The following is a 22,788-nucleotide window of genomic DNA, read 5'->3' as shown; positions in this document are numbered from 1 at the left end:
GCGGCCGGGAGAACTCTGACATGCTGAAAATAAAGAAAATTCTTGTCGCCAACCGTTCCGAAATCGCGATCCGCGTATTCCGCGCTGCGAACGAACTCGGGTTACAAACGGTCGCGGTGTTCGCCGAAGAAGACAAGCTGGCGCTGCATCGCTTCAAGGCCGACGAAGCCTATCAGGTCGGCAAGGGGCTAGGGCCGATCGAGGCCTATCTGTCGATTCCCGAAATTATTCGCGTCGCCAAACTGTCCGGTTCGGACGCCATTCATCCCGGCTACGGTTTTCTGTCAGAGAGCCCCGAATTCGCCGATGCCTGCGCGGAAGCCGGCATTACTTTCATCGGCCCGTCCTCGGACACCATGCGCCGGCTCGGCAACAAGGTCGCCGCGCGCAATCTGGCGATCTCGGTCGGCGTGCCGGTGATGCCGGCCACCGATCCGCTGCCGGACGATCTTGAGACCATCAAGAAGCTGGCCGCCGAGATCGGCTATCCGGTGATGCTGAAGGCGTCCTGGGGCGGCGGTGGCCGCGGCATGCGCGTGATCCGCGACGAAGCGCAACTGGTGAACGACGTGATCGTCGCCAAGCGCGAGGCCAAGGCCGCTTTCGGCAAGGACGAGGTCTATCTCGAAAAGCTGGTGGAACGCGCCCGCCATGTCGAGGTGCAGATCCTCGGCGACAAGCATGGCAATGTCGTGCATCTGTTCGAGCGCGACTGTTCGGTGCAGCGCCGCCATCAGAAGGTGGTCGAGCGCGCGCCGGCACCTTATCTCACCGAAGCGCAGCGCCAGGAATTGTGCGGCTATGCGGTGGCAATCGCCAAGGCCACCAACTACGTCGCCGCCGGCACTGTCGAATTCCTGATGGATGCCGACACCGGCAAATTCTACTTCATCGAAGTCAATCCGCGCATCCAGGTCGAGCATACCGTGACCGAGCAGGTCACCGGCATCGACATCGTCAAGGCGCAGATTCACATCATCGAAGGCGAGACCATCGGCCGCCCCGGCTCCGGCGTGCCGGCGCAGGGCGATGTCCGGCTCTACGGCCATGCTTTGCAGTGCCGCATCACCACCGAAGATCCGGAAAACAAATTCGTGCCGGACTATGGCCGCATCACCGCCTATCGCGGCGCGATGGGCTTTGGCATCCGGCTCGATGGCGGCACCGCTTACTCCGGCGCGGTGATCACCCGGTTCTACGATCCGCTGCTGGAAAAGGTCACCGCCTGGGGTACCACGCCTGAGGAGACCATCGCGCGCATGGACCGCGCGCTGCGCGAGTTCCGGATTCGCGGCGTGGCCACCAACCTCGCCTTCCTGGAGCAGGTGATCTCGCACCCGAAATTCCGCGATAACAGCTACACCACGCGCTTCATCGACGAGACCCCGGAGCTGACCCGCGGCCAGCGTCGCCGCGACCGCGCCACCAAGCTGTTGTCGTTCATCGCGGACGTCACCGTGAATGGTCATCCCGAAGTGCGCGGCCGCGCCGTGCCGCCCAAGGATGCGCCAAAGCCGGTGGCGCCGGTGTTCGATGCGCCGATCGTGCCCGGCACCAAGCAGATTCTCGATGAGCGCGGCCCCAAGGGCCTGGCCGACTGGATGCTCAACGAGAAGCGCATTCTCATCACCGACACTACCATGCGCGACGGCCACCAGTCGCTACTCGCCACCCGCATGCGCAGCCACGACATCGTCGCGGCGGCGGAATCCTATGCGCGCGGCCTGCCGCAACTGTTCTCGCTGGAATGCTGGGGCGGCGCCACCTTTGACGTGGCGATGCGCTTCCTCACCGAAGATCCGTGGGAGCGTCTGGCGCAGATCCGCGAAAAAGTGCCGAACATCCTGCTGCAGATGCTGCTGCGCGGCGCCAATGGCGTGGGCTATGCCAACTATCCGGACAATGTGGTGCGGTTCTTCGTGCGCGAAGCGGCGAAGGGTGGCGTCGACGTGTTCCGGATCTTCGACGCGCTCAACTGGATGGAGAACATCCGGCCGGCGATTGATGCGGTCGCCAGCGAGAACAAGATCGCCGAAGCCTCGGTGTGCTACACCGGCGACATTCTCGATCCGGATCGCGCCAAATATTCGCTGAAATACTATGTCGATCTCGCCAAGGAAATGGAGCGCGCCGGTGCCCATGTGCTCGGCGTCAAGGATATGGCCGGGCTGCTCAAGCCGCCGGCCGCCAAGGTGCTGTTCAAGGCGCTGCGTGAAGAAATCCAGATCCCGATTCACTTCCACACCCACGACACCTCGGGCATTGCCGCGGCGTCGGTGCTGGCGGCGGTGGAAGCTGGGGTCGATGCGGTCGATGCCGCGATGGACGCGCTGTCCGGCCTGACCTCGCAGCCCTGCCTCGGCTCGATTGTGCAGGCGCTGCGCGGCACCGAGCGCGATTCCGGGCTCGATCCGGCGGTGATCCGGCAGTTGTCGTTCTATTGGGAGGCGGTGCGCACCCAGTACCGTGCCTTCGAGAGCGATCTGCGCTCGGGCGCCTCGGAAGTGTACTTGCACGAAATGCCGGGCGGCCAGTTCACCAATCTCAAGGAACAGGCGCGCGCGCTCGGCTTGGAAACCCGCTGGCACGAGGTCGCGCAGACCTATGCCGACGTCAACCGGCTGTTCGGCGACATCGTCAAGGTGACGCCGACCTCCAAGGTGGTTGGCGACATGGCGCTGGCCATGGTGGCGGCTGGCATCACCATCAAGGATGTCGAAGACCCGGCCAAGGACGTCGCGTTCCCGGATTCGGTGGTGCAACTGTTCCGCGGCGATCTCGGGCAGCCGCCGGGCGGCTGGCCGAAGGCGCTGCAGGCCAAGATCCTCAAGGGCCAGCCGGCCTATACCGACCGCCCCGGTGCCAAGATGGCGCCGGCCGATCTCGAAGCGGTGCGCGCCGAACTCGCCAAGAAGACCGGCAAGGACGCCGCCGCGGTCAGCGATGCCGATCTGGCGTCCTATCTGATGTATCCCAAGGTGTTCACCGACTACGCGCGGATGCAGGAGCAGTACGGCCCGACGGCGGCGCTGCCGACCCCGATCTATTTTTACGGGGTGCAGCCGGGCGACGAGATCGCGATCGAGATCGAAAAGGGTAAGACCTTGGTGGTGCTGGCCCAGGCGATCGGCGAGACCGACGACACCGGCCAGGTCAAGGTGTTCTTCGAGCTCAACGGCCAGCCGCGCATTGCCAAGGTGCCGAACCGCTCCGCCACGGCCAAGATCGTGGCGCGCCGCAAGGCCGAGGAAGGCAACGCTGCCCATGTCGCCGCGCCGATGCCCGGCGTGGTCGCGACCGTGGCGGTGCAGGCCGGCCAAGACGTCAAGGCCGGCGACGTGCTGCTGTCGATCGAGGCGATGAAGATGGAAACCGCGCTGCATGCCGAGCGCGACGGTAAAATCGCCGAAGTGCTGGTGTCGGCCGGCTCGCCGATCGACGCCAAGGACCTGCTGATCGTTTACGGTTGATATCAGCCGCGTCCCCCGGCCGCCGGGGGACGCTGCCTCTGCTCCCAGGGACCAAGCCGGCCGCGCCGAGAGTGCCGGTGCGCGGCATTGGCGTTGATTGCCGCGGCTGTGACTCCGTCACAGAGCCGCGCGCCATCCTGGCTTAAGCCCCCTGATGATGCTGCATATGCGCCTCGCGGCCGCTGCAAGGGCGGTGGGGTCCCGGCCTGCGTCGGCCGGGCCGCGAGCTGCTGAGCGCCGCAAACCCGCCAAGGAGTAATATTGGATGGCTGCCAAAACGATCTCGCCGCAGGAAGCGCACCGCATGATCGCTGACGGCGCCGTGCTGGTCGACGTGCGCCAGCCGCAAGAAATCGACCGGGAGATGATCGAAGGGGCGATTGCGGCTCCGCTTTCAAGCCTGCGCGCGGCGGATCTCGAAGCGGCACGCGATCGCAAGGCGATCTTCTTCTGCCATTCCGGCGCGCGTACGCGGATGCTGGCCGGGCAGATCGAAGCCAAAGCGTCCGGCATCTGTGAGCCCTATTATCTGGCGGGTGGCATCGTGGCCTGGCGCCGCGCCGGACTGCCGACGGTCGCCGTCCCGCGGCCGCCCGGATTGCTGGCGAGATTGTTCGGACAATAGGCTGCGCCGCGTCGCCATGGCAGTTTCGCGCGCAGTAGGCCAGTCCGCGTCGAGAAGGCGCGTCAGAACTGAAGCTCTCGCAGGAGCGTGACCATGGATCAACTGATCGTCTGTCCTCATTGTGGTGCCACCAATCGATTGCCGGACGGGCGCCCGGCCAGTGCGGCCAAATGCGGCAAATGCGGTGTGGCGTTGTTCGGCGGCCATCCCGCCGATGTCAGCGCTGCGATCTTCTCCCGGCACATCGAGCGCAGCACGATTCCGGTGCTGGTCGATGTTTGGGCGCCCTGGTGTGCGCCGTGCCGGATGATGGCGCCGGCCTTTGCCGCCGCCGCGGCCGAGCTTGAACCGCAGGTGCGGCTCGTGAAACTCAACTCCGATGTCGAACAGGCGGTGGCGGCGCAGCTTGGCATCAGCGGCATTCCGACCTTGCTGCTGTTTCGCGGCGGCCGCGAGATCGCCCGCCAGTCCGGCGCGATGTCGGCGAGGCAGATCGTGCAATGGACCAAGCAGCATCTTTAGCGCTCAAGCTTCTCGCGCTTAGGCTCTGATGCAAGCATGTTGTTGTATCGATGCGTCATGGCCGGGCTCGTCCCGGCCATCTACGTCTTCGAACTTGGTTGGTCTACAAGACGTGGATGCCCGCGACAAAGCGCGGGCATGACGTGTCACCATTGAGCGCCGTCAGAAATCAGAGCTACAACTACTTCGATTGAAGAACCTATCGCGACCGGACCCTGCATCGCGCTGCTACTGATAAGCGCCGACGATGTCCGACACCGCGCGTTCGAGCTGTTTGGCGCTGGCGCATTGCCGCACCAGATTGCAGAACGGCGCGTAGCGCGGCATCTCGGAATCGCCCCAACCCCAGGCCATCCGGCCTTCGGGATTGAGCCACACCAGCCGCTTGGCGCGCTCGCCGATCCGGCGCACGATGTCAGCGCGCGGCTCGAGCTTGTTGGTGCGGGCATCGCCCAAGATGATCACCGTGGTCTTCGGCGTCACGATGCTCAGCCAGCCTTTTTCAAAATCCTGCAGCGAGCGGCCGTAATCCGATGAGCCAAAACCGACTTGGCTCATGATCTCGGCCATCGCCGCGGCCGGCTCCTGCCGCTCGAGAATGTCGCTGACTTCGATCAGATGGCCGGAGAACGCGAATGAGCGCACCTCGTCCACCACCTCATGCAGGCTGTGAATCAGCAGCAGGAAGAAATCCGAGACCTGCGCCACCGAACCGCTGACATCGCACAGCGCCACGATCTGCGGCCGGTCGCGATGGCGGCGCTTCCAGGCGGTGAGGAACGGCACGCCGCCCCAGGCGGCGTTGCGGCGCAGCGTCTTGCGCACGTCGAGATGGCCGCGGCGCTGCCGCTTGCGCGGCTTGCTGTAGCGCTCGCGCAGCCGGCGCGCGATCGCGCGGATCAAAAGCTGCATCTCCTCGACCTGGCGCCGGTCGAGCCGCGCCAGCGGCGCGTTGCGCAGGATTTCGTGGCGCAGATTTTCCGCTTCCTCGCGGCCATAGAGCAGCAGCGCTTGCGAGACCCTATCGCGGACATTGTCGCGCAGCCCGTCGAGCGCGCTGGCAAGCCGTTCGGCGTCGGCCGGATGGCTGGTGGTCAGCCGGCTGAGATCATCGCGCAGCCGCTCGACGCCGAGCGCATCGAGGATGCGTTTGGAATAAAGCCCGCGCTGGGTGAAGTAGCGGATTTCGGGCAATGACGCGGCACTGGCGGCGTTGGCCAGCGCTGCGGCGAGCGCATTGCGATCCTGGCTGAGCAGCATGGCGGATAGTTCGCCGAGCCCTTGCGACATCGCGCCGGCACCGCCGGCGCCCGCATTGCCGGGTGCGCCAGCCGCCGCGGCTGGTTCTGCTGCCGCATCGGGCGATGCTGCCTCGTCTGCCTCAAGCGCTTGATTGTCGTTGTCCTGCGCGGACGGCAGCCCGGCATGGCTGAAGAACAGATCGAAACAGTCGGCGAGCGCCTGTTTTTCATCCTGGCTTTTCGCCAGCGTCAGCAGCAGCGCGTCGCGCAGCAATTCGCGATCGGTAAAGCCGAGATCGGCGACCGCGCGCATGGCATCGATGCTTTCGGCGGGCGACACCCGCACGCCGGCGCCGCGCGCCGCCCGAAAGAAGCGATGCAGCTCGGCGCGCATCAGCCGAAAGCGCCGTCGCCGCGCGCCTTGGCGACCAGCGTCGTCACTTGCGGCAGCGCGGTTTCGATATCGGTCTCGTATTTCAAGAGCACGTTGAGCGTGTCCTTGACGGTCTGATGGTCGAGTTCGCTGGCTTGCAGCAGCACCAGCACCCGCGCCCAATCGACGGTCTCGCTGACCGACGGCAGCTTTTTCAGATCAAGCGTGCGCAGCTGATTGATGAACGACACCAGTTGCGCGCGCAGCGCCTTGGAGGCGCCGGGCACCCGGCTTTCGACAATGCGTTCTTCCAGCTTCTGCTCGGGGAAGCCGATATGCAGATGCAGGCAGCGCCGCTTCAGCGCGTCGGACAGATCGCGCTCGCCATTCGAGGTCAGCAGCACCAGCGGTTTGACGGCCGCCGATATCGTGCCGAGTTCGGGAATGCTGACCTGATAGTCCGACAGGATTTCCATCAGCAGCGATTCAAATTCGGCGTCGGCCTTGTCTATTTCATCGACCAGCAGCACGCAGCCATCCTGCTGTTGCAAGGCTTGCAGCAGCGGCCGCGGCTCAACAAATTCCTTGGAGAAGAACACGTCGCCGAAATCATGCAGCCGATTCAGCGCCGCCGCCAGCGTTTCCGCGCCGCCCAGCACTTCGCCGAGCTTGTCCTTCAGAATCTGGGTGTAGAGCAGCTGCTTGGCGTATTTCCACTCATAGAGTGCCTTGGCCTCATCGAGTCCTTCATAGCACTGCATGCGCAGCATCTTCAGGCCGCGCCACTGCGCCAATGCCTTGGCCAGTTCGGTCTTGCCGACGCCGGCCGGGCCTTCCACCAGGATCGGCTTTTCGATGCGCTCGGCGAGATAGATCGCGGTGGCGATCTGCCGGCTGGCGATATAGCCGACCGAAGCCAGCCCCGCGGTCACCGCGGCGACGGCGTCGCTGGAAGGAAGTTGATGCGTCACTGCTGTTCACTCCATAGCGATTGGCCGAGGCTGATCTGGCGCAGCCGTCGTGGCTCGCGCGCGATGCCGGCGAGGAGATCAAAGGCGGCCAGCTTGCGTTCCAGCGCGCTGTCGGTCGGCTGCGCGGCGAGCAGGGTGCGAAGCTCGGCGGTGATGGTGCGCGCAAGATCGCGCACGCCGATCAGCCGCGCCGGTACGGGAGGCTCGTGATGGTCGAGCGCCTGCACCGCCTGTTGGCTCGCGGCATCGATCAGCGACACCAAGCCCGCCAGCCGTCCCAGCGCCAGCGCGTCGTCATCGCCGCGCGGACTGCGCTCTGCCGCTAACCGCAGCAGCCAGGTCAAAAAGCCCGCCGTGCCGGAGGTCGCGATCGTGTCTTCAAGATCGCGAAACGGCAGCGCCATCACCGGATAGGCCTCGGCCATGGTGCCGATCCGCGCGCTCGATGGCAGCAGGCAATCATCAAAGTTCAGCTCGCCATGGCTCGCCGGCGCCAGCACATCGAGTGACGGCATCGGCGTCACCGTCAGCCCCGGCGTGCCGCGCGGCACCGCGAACAGCCCATAGCGCTTGCGGCCGTCATCAATCGCGATGATCGCCAGCACCAGAAACAGATCGGCAACCGGGCCATTGGTGATGAACGCTTTGCGGCCGCGCAGCCGCACGCCATCGGCAGTGATCTCGGCGCTGGTTTGCAGATGTTTGGGATGGGCGCCGGCGCCGGGCTCGGAGATCGCAATCGCCGCCCAATGCTGGCCGGCGGCGATGCGCGGCAGCCATTGGTCGCGCTGCGCTTGGTCCGCAAAGCCGCCGATGAAAAACCGCGCCGTCAATTGCCGGGCGCTGAACGCCATCGCAAGGCCCAGTTCGCCGGTGGCGGCGGCAATGGCATGATCGGCGATCGCGATCGCCTGATAGCTGTCGAGCGCGGCATGGGTGCCGGGCAGGCCGATCGCGAACAGCCCGGCTTCGGCCATCAATGCGAACGGATCGGCGCCGCTGTCCTGTGATCGCCGCTGTTGCCACGCCGCGATCCGTTCGGCGACCGCCTGTTCAGCGACAGCCTGTTCTGTGTCGTGTCGCATCGATCGACGACCGCTGTTGTGCCGCAGCTCTTGTGCCGAAGCGTTTCCCCGCTTCGATTTGTAGCGGCCCAATGCCGACGCTGCGAGTGCTTTCTGTCATTTCGCGCGGCGGAACGAGGAGCGCGACGGCGCGCCACTCAGCTCAGACGACGCTTGGTGCAGGCGGATCGAACACGTCGCGCAGTTCGCCGCGCTGCGCCAGTTCGGCGACCGCCACCCATAGCTCCGGAAGCGACGGGGTCGGCGTCTGGGCAAAACTGCTGAGGACTCGCGCCGGGCTGCCGCCCATCACCGCGACCCGGTCGGCGATCGCGGCGGTTTCCGCCAGATCATGCGTCACGAACAACGCCGCTGTATTCTGCGCGCGGCACAAATCGCGGGTCAGCGCCTGCAATTGCCGGCGCAGCGGGAAATCGAGCGCCGCGAACGGCTCGTCCATCAACACCAGTTCCGGCTTGACGATCAGCGCGCGCGCGATCGCGACCCGCGATTGCATGCCGCCCGATAGCTGCGCGGGATATTTGCCGAAATCACGCGGCTCAAAGCCGAGCCGCGTCAGCCACAGCGCGGCCTCGGCGCGGCGCTTGCGGCGTGAGCGCTCCAGCGGATCGAGCGCCATTGCGACATTGTCGAGCGCGCTGCTCCAGGGCAGCAGCCGTGGCTCCTGAAACACGTAGCTGGTGCGGCGGAAGCTGTTGACGATGGTGCCGCTATTTGGCCGCAGCAATTCGGCGGCGAGCCGCAGCACGGTGGTCTTGCCGATCCCGGAGCGGCCGAGCAACACGGTGATTTCGCCGGGATTGATGGTGAGGTCGAAACGATCGAGCAGCAGGCGGCCGCCGAGCGTGATCGCGATGTTGGACAGCGTCAGCATCGTCGCTCAGTCGCAGCGGGCGGCGCGGCGCAGCGTGCCGGTTGTTCAATCAGTGCTGAAGGCGAGGCCGGCTGCGCGCGCTGCAGCCAGTGGCGCAGCGAGCCCAAGCTGATCTTATCGACCACCAGCACCAGACACGCCACCAGCGCGATCCAGGCCATCGCTTCGGCAAGATCGAGATGGGCGCGCGCCTCGGCGAACCGGCCGCCGATTCCGGAGCCGTCGCCAAGCACTTCGGCGGTCAGCGCCACTTTCCAGGAAATCGCGATCGCGGTGGTCAGCGCCGGCGCCAGCACGGTCGCAAGGCCGGGCAGCGTTATTCGGAACAGGCGGCTTCGCCATGGCAGGCGAAACACGGTGGCCATTTCGGCCAAGAGCGGATCGCGCGCGCGGTAGCCTTGCAGCGTCGCCGCAAAGATCACCGGCATGGTGGTGATCGCCACCGTGATCAGCGCGCCCAAGCCGCCGACGCCGAACCACAGAAACGACAGCACCACCCAGACGATCGGCGGAATCGCCAAAATGATCGAAGCGATCGGCGCCAGCGCCGCGCCGAGCGGCACGATCAGCCCGCCAGCGAGGCCGAGCGCGAAGCCGGTGCTGATGCCGAGCAGCACGCCGCCAACCGCGTGTAGCAGTGTCGAGCTTAGTGCGTTGATCAGGGTGCCCGACGCCGCGATCCGCTGCAGCGCTGCCGCGGTGTCGGCAAGGCTCGGCATCACCAGCGCGCCATAGGCGTGGTGAACCAGCGCCCACACCATCAGCAGCGCCGCGATGCCAAGTGTGGGCCAGATCAGCGCCGCAGCTCGCCTGCGCCAGCCGGTCATCACAGATCGAGATAGAAATCGTCGGACGGCAGCTTGCCGCCGAGCGCGCCCGGCTCGATCTCAAGCAGCGTCTGGTAGAATTCCTGTAGCTCGGCCTGCGCCGCCTTGGCGGACACAAGGTCGACATGCAGGAACGGAAGCGCCTTCTCGAACACGGGCGCGCGCATTTCCATGCGGCTTTCCGCGAGCTTGGCGGCGGCCGCGGGATTGCCGATCACCTGCTGCTTGGCAGCGGGCAAACCGGCGCGCAGTGCCGCTATTAGTTCCGGCGCTTCGTCGAGCAGGCTGGCATGCAGCGCGATGCCGGCCATCGGAATGCGCGCCTGGCCCTTGTGCCGGCCCCAGATCGTGTTGAGCTCAAAGGCGCGGCGCAGGTTGCGGCCTTCCTTGGCGGCCATCATCATCGCCGCGGTCGCGGGCGGTTCAGAGAGCACGGCGGTGGTGGCGCGGCCGGCTGCCAAGAGATGCGCGGCCTCGATCGAGGTCTGCACATAGCTGAGCTGAATGTCCTTGTCGGGATCGAGCCCTTCCATCTTGGCGATCGCGCGGAAGGTGAGATCGGGCATGTCGTGGCGGAAGAAGCCGAGCACCGGCTTGCCGGCGAGATCGCGGAAATCCTGAATGCTGTCGTCGCTGGTGATGATCGACAGATGGCCCATGCCGAGCAGGCACAGCATGCGCAGCGGCAGGCCGCGATTGGCGAGATTGGCCGGCACATGGCTCGGCGTCGAGAACAGCTTGGTCTTGCCCGACACGATGCCGGCACGCAGCTCGTCGGTGGTGCGCCACAGCCGGAAGCTGGCGCCGGGCGCCGCTGCGGCGAGTGCGCCGGATTCCAACAGCTGCGCCAGCACCACGGTCGAGCCATTCGGCGCGCCGAGAATTTCCAGGCCGGGTTGCGGCGCGGCCGCCGCGAACGGCGGCAGCAGCGGTGACAGGCCGAGGGCGCCCAATCCGGCGAGCGCGGTGCGGCGAGACAGCGTGTGGTTCATGATGAGTCCTGATCCATGATGGTCGTTGCGACAGGGGGCTGCCCGCGACGAAACGATCCGAGATTCCGTTTGGCAGAAAACCCGCATCCTTCATTGCGAGCGAAGCGAAGCAATCCAGCGCAATCGCGTGCGCTTACCGCTAGCAGGTGTTGCAAGCGTCGTGCCCAGCGGCGCGGCCTTAATGTCGCAGCCGCGGGCGGTATGATGACGGGGTGACTGTCTCCCATCGTAGCGATCTATTCAGTGAAACATAACGCTCGCCGCGTGGCTGTCCAGCGGCGCCGATGTCGCGTCGTATCAGCTAATCGTGTATCGGCTGGTTACAGCGCGGGCGCGGGTTGCCCGAGAAAACGGCAGATCAATTCGATCGTGTGCTGCGGCTGATCGTGATGCAGCCAGTGGCCGGCGTTGCTGATGGTTTCGACATGCGCGTTGTGGAAGTAACGGGTGATGCCAGCGGCGGCCGGGTCGCCGAGCGCGCTATCGGCGCCGCGCAGCAGCAAAGTCGGGCAACTGATCTTTGTCCAGAACTCGATATAGTCCTGCGGCCACAGCCGATGCGGCGCCATCACGCGCTGACAGGGATCGAATTTCCAACCATAGCGGCCATCGTCATGGAGCCTGGTGCCATGCTTGGCGAGATGGTCGGCCAGCTCGGGCGCCAGGCGTGGATTGCGCAGCCGCAGCTGCGCGGCGGCATCGGCAAGGGTCGCAAAGCGGCGCGGCGTGCGTTGTTCCAGCCGCTCGAGATCGCTGACCCATTTGCCGAGCCGCTCTGGCGCCGGCGTGCGCGCCGTGCTCGGCAGCACGGTGATGCCGTCGATGATCACCAGCTTTGCCACGCCCGCTGGAAACGCACCGGCATAGACCGACGCCACCATGCCGCCCATCGAATGGCCGATCAGCGTCAGCGGCGCGTCGCCGAGCTGCTGCGCCAGGCGGCGCAGATCGTAGACATATTCCGGCAGGCTGTAGCTGCCGCCTCTGGTCCAGTCGGAATCGCCATGGCCGCGCAGATCGGGCGCCAGCACGTGATAATGCGGCTGCAGCGCGGTGGCGATCCGGTCCCAGCTACGGCCATGGTCGCGGCCACCATGCGCCAGCAACAGCGGCGGCGCGCCGTCATTGCCCCAATCGGCATAGTGCAGATTGAGGCCGTGCGATTGATAGAAGCGGCTTTCTGGAACGGACATGGCTCGATAGGGGCTGGCGGCCTTTTGGCCTGATGGGTTGCGCCGATGCTGACATGCCGGCGCCGCCGCCGCTACCTCCGCCTACGCCTGCACTTCCATCGGCACTTGGCCTTTGGTGCCGCTGTCGCGCATCGAAGCCTCCCTGAAGGGGGATTCGATCACCGAATTGTTGAACATGCACAGCAATGACGGGGAGGGGGATCGCAGAGATCAATGGAACGTGCGTGTAGCCAAGTGAGCCGCATTGTGAGGCGCATTTTTCCCTCCCCCCGCGAAGCGGTGGGGAGGGTGGCCGGCCGTAAGGCCGGTCGGGTGGGGGGCGATTGAAGTGAAGTTGCTCTGTCGTTGAGCTTGGCCGAGACCGATCACATTGCTGTCCGCAATGCCTAAGGTGCTGGCCGGATGCCCCCACCCGGCCGACCCATTGGCATCGGGTCGGCCACCCTCCCCACAAGGGGGGAGGGACAAGCGCGTCTTGAACGCCCCTGCTTTGGCCGGCGCAGGCTCTGCCTGCGGCACCAACAGCCCGCCCCGTGTCCTCACCAGTTCGCCACCCGCCCACCCGCGGTGACGTTTTGTAAACTATACTAAACCGTTCAGTTTTATTGCGCTGGCGCCAGCAACGGGCTACAAGCAGCGATCGACGACCGCAGCGGAGCGCAACATGGCCCGGCCCAATAAATGCGATGCCACTGAATTGTCTGGCGAAAACCGGAAATACCGGCAGATTCTGGAAGCGGCGCGCACCCTGTTTGTCGAGCTCGGCTTCGACGCCACCAGCATGGATATGATCGCCCGGCAGGCCGGCGTCTCCAAGGCGACGCTCTATGTGCACTTCGCCAGCAAGGACGATCTGCTGGTGACGCTGGTCGATGAGGAATGCCGAAGGCTCGGCCCGCAGGCGCTGTGGCAGCCGCAAGACGGCCCGCTCGATCTCGAACAGGCGCTGTCGGCCATCGCGGAGAGCTACACCGCGTTCTTCCTGGATGATCGCGGCCTTGGCATGCATCGGTTGATCATGACCACCGCGCCGCGCTTTCCCAAACTCGCCGAAGTGTTTCTGGCCGCTGGCCCGCGGCGCTGCGAACAGGAAGTCGAGGGTTTTCTGAAGCTCGCCGTCGCGCGCGGCGCATTGGTGATCCCGAATATTGCGCTCGCCGCCACCCAGTTTCTCAGCCTGGTGCAGGGCCGCATGCATCTGCGCTGGGAATTGTCGCTGAACCCGCCGACACGCGCGGAATATCAGGCGCTGATCGAGGGCGGCATCCGGGTGTTTGTGGCCGCGTACCGACCGACGGAGGCGCCGCCGGGCCGGCCGGTCGACCTTGCCGCTGTTTGAGAATTTCCTGCCTTGGCCATTTGGAATCTGCCCATGTCATCGCTCGTTCTTCGTCCCCTGGCGGTTCTCGCTGTTCTGCTGAGCGCGTCGCCCGCGCTCGCGCAAATGCCGGGCGGCGGTCCGCCCGCGGTCGGCACCATGATGGCCTCGCGCCAGACCATCACCGAAACCTCGGAAATCAATGGCCGCATCCAGGCGATCGGCCGGGTCGAACTGACCGCGCGCGTCAACGCCTATCTGCACGAGCAATTATTCGTGGAAGGCGCCGAGGTGCAGAAAGGCCAGTTGCTGTTCCGCCTCGAGCAGGGGCCATTCCAGGCCGATGTTGAAGCCAAGCGCGCCGCGGTGGCGCAGAGCGAAGCGCAGCTTGACTATGCCAATCTGGCACTGAGCCGCGCCGAACAATTGCTGAAGACCTCGGCCGGCAGCCAGAGCACCGCCGACAACGCCCGTGCCGCGCAAAAGACCGCCGCCGCGCAAGTGCGCGCCGCGCAGGCGCAATTGCGGCAGGCCGAAATCAATCTCGACTACACCGAAATCAAATCGCCGATCGATGGCCGCATCGGCCGGGTCAACATCACGCTTGGCAACGTGGTCGGCCCGGCGTCGGGGCCGCTCGCCTCGGTGGTCAGCCAGGACCCGATCTATGTCACCTTCCCGATTCCGCTAAAACGGCTGCTGCTGCTGCGGGAACAATTCGCCGATCAGGGCAGTCTGGAAGGCTTGCGCGTACAGCTCAAATTGCCGAACGGCCGGCTCTATCAGGAAACCGGCCGGCTGCAATTTGTCGATATCAGCGTGGCGCGCGACACCGACACCATCATGCTGCGCGCCGTGATCCCCAATCCGCTGCTGCCGAGCGGCGATCGCGAGCTGACCCATGATCAATTGGTGCGCGTGGTGCTGGAAAGCGCCAAGCCGCGCGAGATTCTGGCGATCCCGCGCGCCGCGGTGCTGACCGATCAGCAGGGCGATTACGTCTACGTGGTCGATGACAAGGACATCGTGCGCCAGCGCCGCGTCAAGCTCGGCCAGTCGACGCCCGACACCGCCGCGATCGTCGACGGGCTGAAAGAGGGCGAGCACATCGTGGTCGAAGGCCTGCATCGCGTGCGGCCGAACGCACCGGTGGCGCCGTCGCCGCTGCCGCCGCGCCCGACCGCTGCCAGCGTGAGGTAAGCCATGATTGCCGATACTTTTATCGACCGGCCGCGGCTCGCCGCGGTCATCGCGCTGATCACCACGCTGGTCGGCGCGCTGGCGCTGTATCGCATTCCGGTGTCGCAATTGCCGGACATCGTGCCGCCGCAGGTGCGCGTGTCCACGGTGTTTCCCGGCGCATCGGCCGAGGTGCTGGAAGCCACCGTGGCGCAGCCAATCGAAGCCAAAGTCGTTGGCGTCGACAAGATGCTCTACATGAAGAGTTCGAGCGGCAATGACGGCTCCTACACGCTCGACGTCTCGTTCGCGCTCGGCACCAATCCCGACATCAACACGGTGAACGTCAATAACCGGGTGCAGAACGCGCTGTCGCAGCTGCCGCCCGAAGTCCGCCTGCAAGGCGTCAACGTCCAGAAACGGTCGTCGTCGATGCTGCAGGTCATCAACATGTTCAGCGAGGGCGAGAAATACGACCAGCTGTTCCTGACCAATTACGGACTGATCAACGTTCTGGACGAGCTGTCGCGCGTGCCCGGCGTCGGCGAAGCGATGCTGTTCGGCCGCAACAATTATTCGATGCGGGTCTGGTTTGACATCGAGAAGATTTCGAGTCTGGGCCTCGTGCCATCCGATATCGCCGCCGCGATCGGCGCCCAGAACGTGCAGGCCCCGGTCGGCCGCATCGGCGCGCGCCCGGTGCCGAAGGATCAGCAGTTTCAGCTCAATCTGCAAACCCAGGGCCGGCTGACCAAGCCGGAGGAATTCGCCGCGATCGTGCTGCGCGCCAATCCGGATGGTTCGGTGCTGCGGGTTGGCGACGTCGCGCGCGTCGAGCTCGGGCCGCAGAATGCCGATACTTACGCGCGCTTCAACGGCAATCCGACCATCGGCATCGGCGTGTTTCTGGCGCCGGGCGCCAACGCCCTGAACACGGCGTCAGCGGTCAAGGCCAAGCTCGATCAGCTGCGGCCGCGCTTCCCGGAATCGGTGGTGGCGCGGATCGCCTATGATTCTACCGTGTTCGTTAACGACACCGTCAATGCGGTGATCTCGACGCTGCTGGAAGCGTTCGTGCTGGTGACCGCGGTGGTGTTCGTGTTTCTGGGCAGCCTGCGCGCCACGCTGATTCCGACCATCGCCGTTCCGGTCAGTCTGATCGGCACCTTTGCGGTGCTGGTGGCCCTCGGCGCCTCCGTCAACACCGTGTCGTTGCTGGCCTTGGTGCTGGCGATCGGCATCGTGGTCGATGACGCGATCGTGGTGGTCGAAAACGTCGAGCGGGTGATGGAGGAGGAGCCGGAGCTGACGCCGGCTGAGGCCACCAAGAAAGCAATGGCGCAGGTCACCGCGCCGATCATCGCGATCACGCTGGTGCTGCTGTCGGTGTTTGTGCCGATCGGCTTCCTGCCCGGCATCATGGGCGAGCTGTTCCGGCAGTTCGCGGTGACCATCAGCGCCGCGATGCTGATCTCGGCGATCAACGCGCTGACGCTGTCGCCGGCACTGTGCGCGCTGTTCCTGCGCCACAGCGGGCCGCGGCGCGGCATCATGCAATGGTTCGGCCGCCGCATCGATGGCGCCCGCGACGGCTATATCGGCGTGGTGCGGATCGCGCTGCGCCGACCGGCGCTTTCGCTGCTGGCCGTGGTGGTGTGCGGCATCGGCGTGCTCGGGCTGTCGTGGAAGACGCCGACTGGCTTCTTGCCGGAAGAAGATCAGGGCGCGTTCTTCGTCAACGTGCAATTGCCGGACGGCGCTTCGGTGGCGCGCACCGAAAAGACCGTGATCGAGGTCGAGAACATCATCCGCAAGATGCCGGAAGTGCGCGACGTGGTGTCGATCGTCGGGCTGTCGCTGCTCGACAATTACTCGGCGTCCAACAACGCCTTCATCATCGTGCAGCTCAAACCGTTCGCGGACCGCAAGGCCGCGAGCCAATCGGCGCAGGTGCTGATCGCGAAAACGTTCGGCGCGGTGCAGCAGGTCAATTCGGCGATGGTGCTGGCGTTCAACGTGCCGCCGGTGGTCGGCCTGTCCACAGCGGGTGGCTTTGAGTATCAGCTGGAATCGATCGAAGGCGCCGAACCGGCGGCGATGGGCGCGGTTACCAACGGCCTGCTCGCGGCGGCGAACCAGGACCCGAGACTGACGCGGGTGTTCAGCACCTATCGCGCCAGCGCGCCGTCGGTGTTCCTCGACATCGACCGCGAGAAGGCGCAGTCGCTCGGCGTCACCATCAATGACGTGTTCTCGGCGTTGCAGATCTCGCTCGGCGGGTTCTACATCAACAACTTCAACATGTTTGGGCGCACCTGGCAGGTCAATCTGCAAGGCGATGCCAGCGGCCGCCGCGATCTGCCGGCGCTGTGGGACATCTATGTGCGCAGTGCCAAGGGCGAGATGGTGCCGCTGCAATCGATCGCCTCGGTGCGCACCGTCACGGGGCCCGCGGTGATCACCCGCTACAACAATTATCGTGCCGTTTCGATCAACGGCTCGCCGGCGCCCGGCGTGTCGTCCGGCACCGCGATGGCGACGATGGCCGAGGTGTCGCAAAAAACGCTGCCGCCCGGCTATGCCTTTGAATGGACCGGCACGGCCTATCAGGAGCATCAGGCAGTCGGCAAAACCGGTTACATCATCGCGCTGGCGGTGATCTTCGCCTACCTGTTCCTGGTGGCGCTCTATGAAAGCTGGATCATCCCGATCCCGGTGCTGCTGTCGGTGTCGATCGCGGTGTTCGGTGCGTTTGTCGGCGTGCTGATTGCCGGCGTCACGCTCGATCTCTATGCCCAGATTGGCCTCGTGGTGCTGATCGCGCTGGCTGCCAAGAACGGCATTCTGATCGTGGAGTTCGCCAAGGAGCAACGCGAGGCGGGGCGCTCGATCAAGGAAGCCGCCGAGCAGGGCGCGAAGCTGCGGTTCCGCGCGGTGATGATGACCTCGATCGCCTTTATCCTCGGCCTGGTGCCGCTGGTGTGGGCGCACGGCGCGGCGATGCTGGCACGGCGCAATCTCAGCACGCCGGTGTTCTCCGGCATGCTGGCGGCCAGCCTGATCGGCATCATCTTCATCCCGATGCTGTACGTCGTGTTCCAACGGATGCGCGAAAACAGCGGCGAGCTGCGCTGGCTGCCGTCGATCAAGGGCCTGCGCGAGCGGTTCGCGGGCAAGGCCAAGCAGTAGCGGGCGCAATACGCTTGTGTTGCGGCAAGACGGTGCAACGCCTTCTCTGTCCCTCCTCCTTGCGGGGAGGGTGGCCGGCCCGATGCTGATCGGGCCGGACGGGTGGGGGGACGAGGAGGCGCGCAGTTTCGTTCTGCCTACCGTTTACTGCCCGACTATCGAAATGAAGCGTCGATCCGTGTGATCGGCAAAACTCCCCCCACCCCGGCGCTACGCGCCGACCCTCCCCACCGCTACGCGGGGGGAGGGATGGTGAGCGCGTTTCTCCTCACTGCTTCACGTCATCCCCGCGCTTGTCGCGGGGATCGACGTCTTCGCAGCGGTGCAGGTGCCAAGACGTGGATGGCCAAGACGTGGATGGCCAAGACGCGATTGTCCAAGACGCGGCCGGCCATGACGCGCGGCGTAGTGGATTCAATTGTCGCTGGAGTTAGTTCTGTTTGATCCGAACTAACTCAACCTTACCCAAAAATGTCGGTGGTCATGCCGGCATACCAGCCGGTGGCTTCGCGCGCCTGCTTGGCGCGCAGCTCGGCGCTTTCGTCGAGCTGTGAGGTATAGGGCTCGATCATCACGATCCGGCCGTCGCGCGGCTCGTAGCGCGCGCCGTTCTTGACGGCGTCGTTCGGCGCCAGCGTGCTCCAGCAATGATTGGTGAAGCGGAACGGCAGCCGCCGACCACCGGCCAGTTCAGCGCGGATGATCATCGCGGTCAGCTTGCCCTCATTGTTGGCGGCAAAACCCGATTTCGGGAAATCGCCGCCGATCGCCGAGTCGCCGATAACGTGGATCGCCGGATCGATCAGCGAGGTCATGGTGTCGGCATTGACCGGGCAAAAACCGCTTTCATCGACTAAGCCAGCGTCGCGGCCGAGCTGGCCCGCGGTCTGCGCCGGGATCACATTGACCATGGCTGCCTTGATCTGTTCGAGGTCAGTGACCACGGTCATGGTGCGCGGATCGACTTCCTTGATGCCGCCGTGAATGGTCGGGTCCTGCCACTCCACCATGCCGGGATAGTGGCGCTCCCAGCCATCGGTGAACAAGGGCTGCATCGCAAAGTGATCCTTGTAGTCCAGGATCACGATCCGGACATTCTTGACGCCGCGCGTCTTGAGCGCATTGGCCATCATCGAGGCGCGCTCATAAGGCGCCGGCGGACAGCGATAGGGCGTCGGCGGCGCGATGATGACAATGGTGCCGCCATCGCCGAGCGCATCGAGCTGACGCTTCACGAGCTGAAACTGCTCGCCGCCCTGATAGCCATGCGGCATCACCGCGGCCGCCTGCTGCGAATAGCCCGGCACCGAGTTCCAGCGAAAATCGATGCCGGGCGACAGGATCAGCCGATCGTAATCGAGCCGGCCGCCGCCCGCGAGCCGCACCTGTTTGGCGTCGCGCTCGATCGCGGTGACGCGGTCGAACACCAGTTTGGCGCCGGAAGCGGCCACGCCGTAATAGCCAAAGTTCAGCGCCTCAAAATTCTTGAGGCCGCCGAGATAGAGATTGGAGGTGAACGGCGTGACGTAGTTGCGGTTGGCCTCCACCAGCGTCACGTCGAGCGCGTCCGAGCCGTGACACAGATAGCGGGCCGCGGTGGCGCCGCCAGGGCCACCACCCACCACCACGATCCGTGGCTTGGCTTTGGCGATCGCGGGACAGCCGAACGCAGCCGTCGCGGCCAGGGCGCCGATCATGCTGCGTCGGGTCAGGAGGGGAGAGGTCGTCACAGCCGGTCTCCTTGCCGCGCTCCGCCGGGCGAAGCGCGGCGAGCTGTCATGTGAAGATGTCTGCGGTGATGCCGGAGTACCAGCCCATGTTTTCTTCGCTGGTCTGCAGCCGCACTTCCGGATTTTCGTTGGTCTTGGAGACGAAGCCTTCGACTTCGGCGATCGCGCCGTCCTTGGCTTCATAGCGGCCGCCGATTTTCACGGTGTCGTCCTTGGCGATCACCGACCAGCAGGTGTTGGCATAGCGCGCCGGGAAGGTGCGGCTGCCGGCGAGTTCGCCGCGCACCGCCATCGCCACCACCTTGGCATGGCTGTTGGCGGAGAAAGCCGATTTCGGCATGGTGCCGGCGATCGCGGCGTCGCCGAGCACATAGATGTTCGGATCGACCGCCGACTTCATATTGTTCGGATCGATCGGACAATAGCCGATCTGATTAGTCAGTTGGGCGTCGCGCGCAATCTTGCCTGCCATCTGCGCCGGGATCACGTTGACAAGGTCGGCCTTGATGGTTTCGAGGTCGGTGGTCACGGTCATCGCCTTGGGATCGACCGCCTTGACGCCGCCGTGCATCTTCGGGTCCATCCACTCGACCATGCCCGGATAGTGCTTCTGCCAGCCTTCCTGGAACAGCGCCATCTTGGAGAATTTTTCCTTGGGGTCGATCACCACAATGCGCGACTTGGTGTGGCCCTTGGCCTTCAGCACGGCGGCCATACACGACACGCGCTCATAGGGCCCCGGCGGGCAGCGATAGGGATTGGGCGGCGCCAGCATCACGATGGTCGCGCCGTCACTGAGCGCGTCGAGCTGTTTCTTCAGCAGCAAGGTCTGCGCGCCCGGCTTCCAGGCATGGGGCATGATCGCGGCGGCCTCTTCGGAGTAGCCGGGCACGGAATCGAACTTGATATCAATGCCGGGCGCGACCACCAGGCGATCGTAGGGCAGCGTGCTGCCATCGGCGAGCCGGACCTGCTTCTTGTCACGATCGATCGCGGCCGCCATCTGCCGGACGTGCTTCACGCCGTAATTCGACAGCTTGTAGGGGTGGATGATCGAGTCGTAGCTGCGCAGGCCGCCGAGCACCAGATTGGAATGGAAGCAGGTGATGAAAGCGTCGAGCGGCTCGACCATGGTGACATCGATCGCGCCTTGCGAATCGCGCGCGACATATTTCGCGACCGTGGCGCCGCCTGGCCCGCCGCCGATCACCACCAGCTTGGGTTTGCCTTGGGCGCGCAGCACGCCCGGGGCAGCCAGGACGCCGGCGGCGGCCAGAACGGATGCCGAAAACCGGCGTCGGGTGATCGTGGACATGCTTATTCCTCCCTGCTTATTTGGTTGTGGCCCCGTCGCTGGCGGCGACCGACTGTGTTTCATGATCCGGTGCCAGACTGCCGAAATAGGCAGCCAGCGCCGCCAATTCGTCATCGGTGAATTTGATGGCGATCGAGCGCATCACCGCATTGTCGCGGCGGTGCTCGCGAAAATCGCTCAGCGCTTGCACGAGGCTCGATTCCGGCCAGCCGACGATCGAAGGAATGCCGTCGTTGCGGCCGCTGAGCTGATGACAGGTGACGCATTCGGTGGAGAGATATTCGCCAAGCTCGCGATCGCCGCCGGCTTTCGCCGTGGCGGTGGTCATCAGCACCGCGCCGATGACGAGCGCGGCGACCTTGGTGATCTGGAGGCTGACGACAACATCGCTGCGACGGCCTCGGCCAACGCGGTCGGCTCGCCGTGCGGCCTCGGCCGGCGTTGGTGCGCGCTGCGAATCATGGGAGGCGAGTTGCGGTTGTGCTGCCCATGCTCCGCAAAGCAGTATCGCCTTGCGGCGGCTGCCCGGCATTTCCTTGCCCCTTTCGTCGGCGGCCTGTGGTAGTGGCCGTTGCGCGACTTCGTTCTCTTGTCAGTAGCAGCGTGGCCGCCGCTCTCTGCAGAGATACATTCAGCTTTTTGAACATAATAATACGAAGATGCGTTTGGGCAAGTGTTAGTGCGTGGTCTTGCTGATGCGCGCGGCAATTATCCGTGCTGCACTGCCGCAAGTGACAGCGGTGATTGTTATTTGCCCGCTGCGAGCGGGTGGCTAAGTCAGCCGCTGCTTGCCGCGCCGGGCCCGCAAGGGGATGTCACCCATCAGAAACGCGATGCCGATCCGGGCGCCCAGGATCATGCCGCCGACGGCAAACGGCCAGGACAACGATAGCAGCGATCCGGCGGTTAGTCCCTGGCCGATGGTGCAGCCGCCGGCGAGAATGCCGCCAACGCCCATCAGCGCCGCGCCGGTGAGATGACGGCGCATCTCGCGATCATCATCGAACGCTTCCCAGCGCAGATCATCGGACCACCAGGCCGACAAGAACGCGCCCGCGATCACGCCGAACACCGAGCCGACGCCGAAATCGGCGAGATTGGCGGTGCTGATCAGGCTGGCAAACAATGCCTTGCCGACCGTCGAAACGAAGGTCAGGCTTTGCGGCCGCGCCGGCCCGGCGAAGTCATCATGCAACAGCGTGGTCGCCAGCCAGCCCAGCGTCACCATCACGCCGAGCACGGCGCCAGCCGTCAGCAATCGCGGCGTCCGCCACATCCGGCTGCTGCCGAGCGCGCTGAAACACAGCGCCGCGCCGAGGGTCAGCGCCAGCGCGCCGCGCCATTCCGAGCCGATCAGATATTTGATCAGCGATGGCAGGTCGGAGCGCAGGCCATCAGGCATCGGAACGGCGACCGCCTCCAGCACCGTGATCCGTGGCGCTGCGAAAATGCCGCGCAGCGTGGCGTAGGCCAGCGCGCCCAGCACCAGCACCACCACCAGGCTGCGCAGATCGCCGGTGCCAAGCCGCACCAGCGAGCCAAAGCCGCAGGTGCCGACCAGCGCCATGCCAATGCCGAACAGGATGCTGCCGGTCACGGTCGAAAGCAGCGGCAGCGCGCTTGGCGTGTAGGAGGTTTGATCCGGCGCCAGCACGCCGAATGCGATCAGCGCTTGCGTACCAAGCAGCGCAATGCCGAGCGCGAGCGCGAACACCCGCATACGCCGGCTGTCACCGCCGATCAGCAGATCTTCGATCGCGCCGAATGAGCACAGCTTGGCTTGTCGCACGGCAAATCCGGCGATCAGCCCGATCGCGAAGCCGGCAAACGCGATGATCCAGGCGGACCAACTCTGCACAGGGACCTCCCGTTGCGCGCAAGGCC

17 protein-coding genes are annotated in these 22,788 nt (G+C 65.2%); 6 read left to right on the top strand and 11 right to left on the bottom strand.

Going from position 1 to position 22,788, the window contains the following annotated elements; translation table 11 throughout:
* Positions 1–20 precede the first annotated feature (20 nt).
* From pyc to trxC, 3 genes are all read left to right on the top strand, one after another.
* Positions 21–3,470, top strand: coding sequence for a pyruvate carboxylase (pyc, locus tag BJ122_RS13240; RefSeq protein ID WP_110781481.1), 3,450 nt, complete (start codon positions 21–23; stop codon positions 3,468–3,470).
* 265 nt (positions 3,471–3,735) lie between these two features.
* Positions 3,736–4,095, top strand: a complete 360-nt coding sequence (locus BJ122_RS13235; protein ID WP_110781479.1) for a rhodanese-like domain-containing protein — start codon at positions 3,736–3,738, stop codon at positions 4,093–4,095.
* Between the two features lie 93 nt (positions 4,096–4,188).
* Positions 4,189–4,617: a thioredoxin TrxC gene (gene trxC, locus BJ122_RS13230; RefSeq protein ID WP_110781477.1), complete on the top strand. Its 429-nt coding sequence runs from the start codon at positions 4,189–4,191 to the stop codon at positions 4,615–4,617.
* Between the two features lie 228 nt (positions 4,618–4,845).
* On the opposite strand, the gene BJ122_RS13225 is transcribed toward trxC, so the two are convergent.
* The 7 genes from BJ122_RS13225 to BJ122_RS13195 form a co-directional block, all read right to left on the bottom strand.
* The gene (locus BJ122_RS13225; protein ID WP_110781476.1) at positions 4,846–6,252 is read right to left on the bottom strand and encodes a VWA domain-containing protein; all 1,407 of its coding nucleotides are present in this window, start codon (positions 6,250–6,252) and stop codon (positions 4,846–4,848) included.
* Entirely contained in the window at positions 6,252–7,202 is a 951-nt protein-coding gene (locus BJ122_RS13220) for an AAA family ATPase (protein WP_110781474.1), read from the bottom strand. The genes BJ122_RS13225 and BJ122_RS13220 overlap by 1 nt, the downstream gene beginning before the upstream one ends.
* On the bottom strand, positions 7,199–8,287 hold the full coding sequence (locus BJ122_RS13215; protein ID WP_110781472.1) for an acyl-CoA dehydrogenase family protein: 1,089 nt from the start codon (positions 8,285–8,287) through the stop codon (positions 7,199–7,201). Before BJ122_RS13215 ends, BJ122_RS13220 begins: the two co-directional genes overlap by 4 nt.
* 142 nt (positions 8,288–8,429) lie before the next feature.
* Entirely contained in the window at positions 8,430–9,161 is a 732-nt protein-coding gene (locus BJ122_RS13210) for an ABC transporter ATP-binding protein (RefSeq protein WP_110781470.1), read from the bottom strand.
* Positions 9,155–9,988 (bottom strand): ABC transporter permease, encoded by an 834-nt coding sequence (locus BJ122_RS13205; protein WP_110781468.1) that lies wholly within the window; start codon positions 9,986–9,988, stop codon positions 9,155–9,157. Before BJ122_RS13205 ends, BJ122_RS13210 begins: the two co-directional genes overlap by 7 nt.
* Entirely contained in the window at positions 9,988–10,980 is a 993-nt protein-coding gene (locus BJ122_RS13200) for an ABC transporter substrate-binding protein (RefSeq protein WP_110781466.1), read from the bottom strand. Before BJ122_RS13200 ends, BJ122_RS13205 begins: the two co-directional genes overlap by 1 nt.
* Positions 10,981–11,300: 320 nt before the next feature.
* Complete coding sequence (locus BJ122_RS13195; protein WP_110781464.1) at positions 11,301–12,173, bottom strand: alpha/beta fold hydrolase; 873 nt, start codon at positions 12,171–12,173, stop codon at positions 11,301–11,303.
* Positions 12,174–12,837: 664 nt separating this feature from the next.
* Here BJ122_RS13195 and BJ122_RS13190 point away from each other — a divergent pair.
* The 3 genes from BJ122_RS13190 to BJ122_RS13180 are packed head-to-tail and all read left to right on the top strand — an operon-like array spanning position 12,838 to position 17,859.
* Positions 12,838–13,512, top strand: coding sequence for a TetR/AcrR family transcriptional regulator (locus tag BJ122_RS13190; protein WP_110781461.1), 675 nt, complete (start codon positions 12,838–12,840; stop codon positions 13,510–13,512).
* Positions 13,513–13,545: 33 nt separating this feature from the next.
* The gene (locus BJ122_RS13185) at positions 13,546–14,691 is read left to right on the top strand and encodes an efflux RND transporter periplasmic adaptor subunit (RefSeq protein ID WP_110781459.1); all 1,146 of its coding nucleotides are present in this window, start codon (positions 13,546–13,548) and stop codon (positions 14,689–14,691) included.
* 3 nt (positions 14,692–14,694) lie between these two features.
* Positions 14,695–17,859 carry an efflux RND transporter permease subunit gene (locus BJ122_RS13180; protein ID WP_110781457.1) on the top strand — a complete coding sequence of 1,055 codons (3,165 nt, stop codon included), beginning with the start codon at positions 14,695–14,697 and terminating at the stop codon, positions 17,857–17,859.
* A 461-nt stretch (positions 17,860–18,320) separates the two neighbouring features.
* Here the strand turns inward: BJ122_RS13180 and BJ122_RS13175 are convergent, their stop codons facing one another.
* From BJ122_RS13175 to BJ122_RS13160, 4 genes are all read right to left on the bottom strand, one after another.
* Positions 18,321–19,556 carry an NAD(P)/FAD-dependent oxidoreductase gene (locus BJ122_RS13175; RefSeq protein WP_110781455.1) on the bottom strand — a complete coding sequence of 412 codons (1,236 nt, stop codon included), beginning with the start codon at positions 19,554–19,556 and terminating at the stop codon, positions 18,321–18,323.
* 79 nt (positions 19,557–19,635) lie between these two features.
* Positions 19,636–20,904: an NAD(P)/FAD-dependent oxidoreductase gene (locus BJ122_RS13170; RefSeq protein WP_110781453.1), complete on the bottom strand. Its 1,269-nt coding sequence runs from the start codon at positions 20,902–20,904 to the stop codon at positions 19,636–19,638.
* A gap of 16 nt (positions 20,905–20,920) precedes the next feature.
* The gene (locus BJ122_RS13165; RefSeq protein ID WP_245407726.1) at positions 20,921–21,232 is read right to left on the bottom strand and encodes a c-type cytochrome; all 312 of its coding nucleotides are present in this window, start codon (positions 21,230–21,232) and stop codon (positions 20,921–20,923) included.
* 444 nt (positions 21,233–21,676) lie between these two features.
* The gene (locus BJ122_RS13160; RefSeq protein ID WP_110781451.1) at positions 21,677–22,762 is read right to left on the bottom strand and encodes a YeeE/YedE family protein; all 1,086 of its coding nucleotides are present in this window, start codon (positions 22,760–22,762) and stop codon (positions 21,677–21,679) included.
* Between the last annotated feature and the right edge of the window lie 26 nt (positions 22,763–22,788).

This window comes from Rhodopseudomonas faecalis, assembly GCF_003217325.1.
Lineage (GTDB): Bacteria > Pseudomonadota > Alphaproteobacteria > Rhizobiales > Xanthobacteraceae > Rhodopseudomonas > Rhodopseudomonas faecalis.
This window is presented reverse-complemented; position numbering and strand designations above follow the sequence as displayed.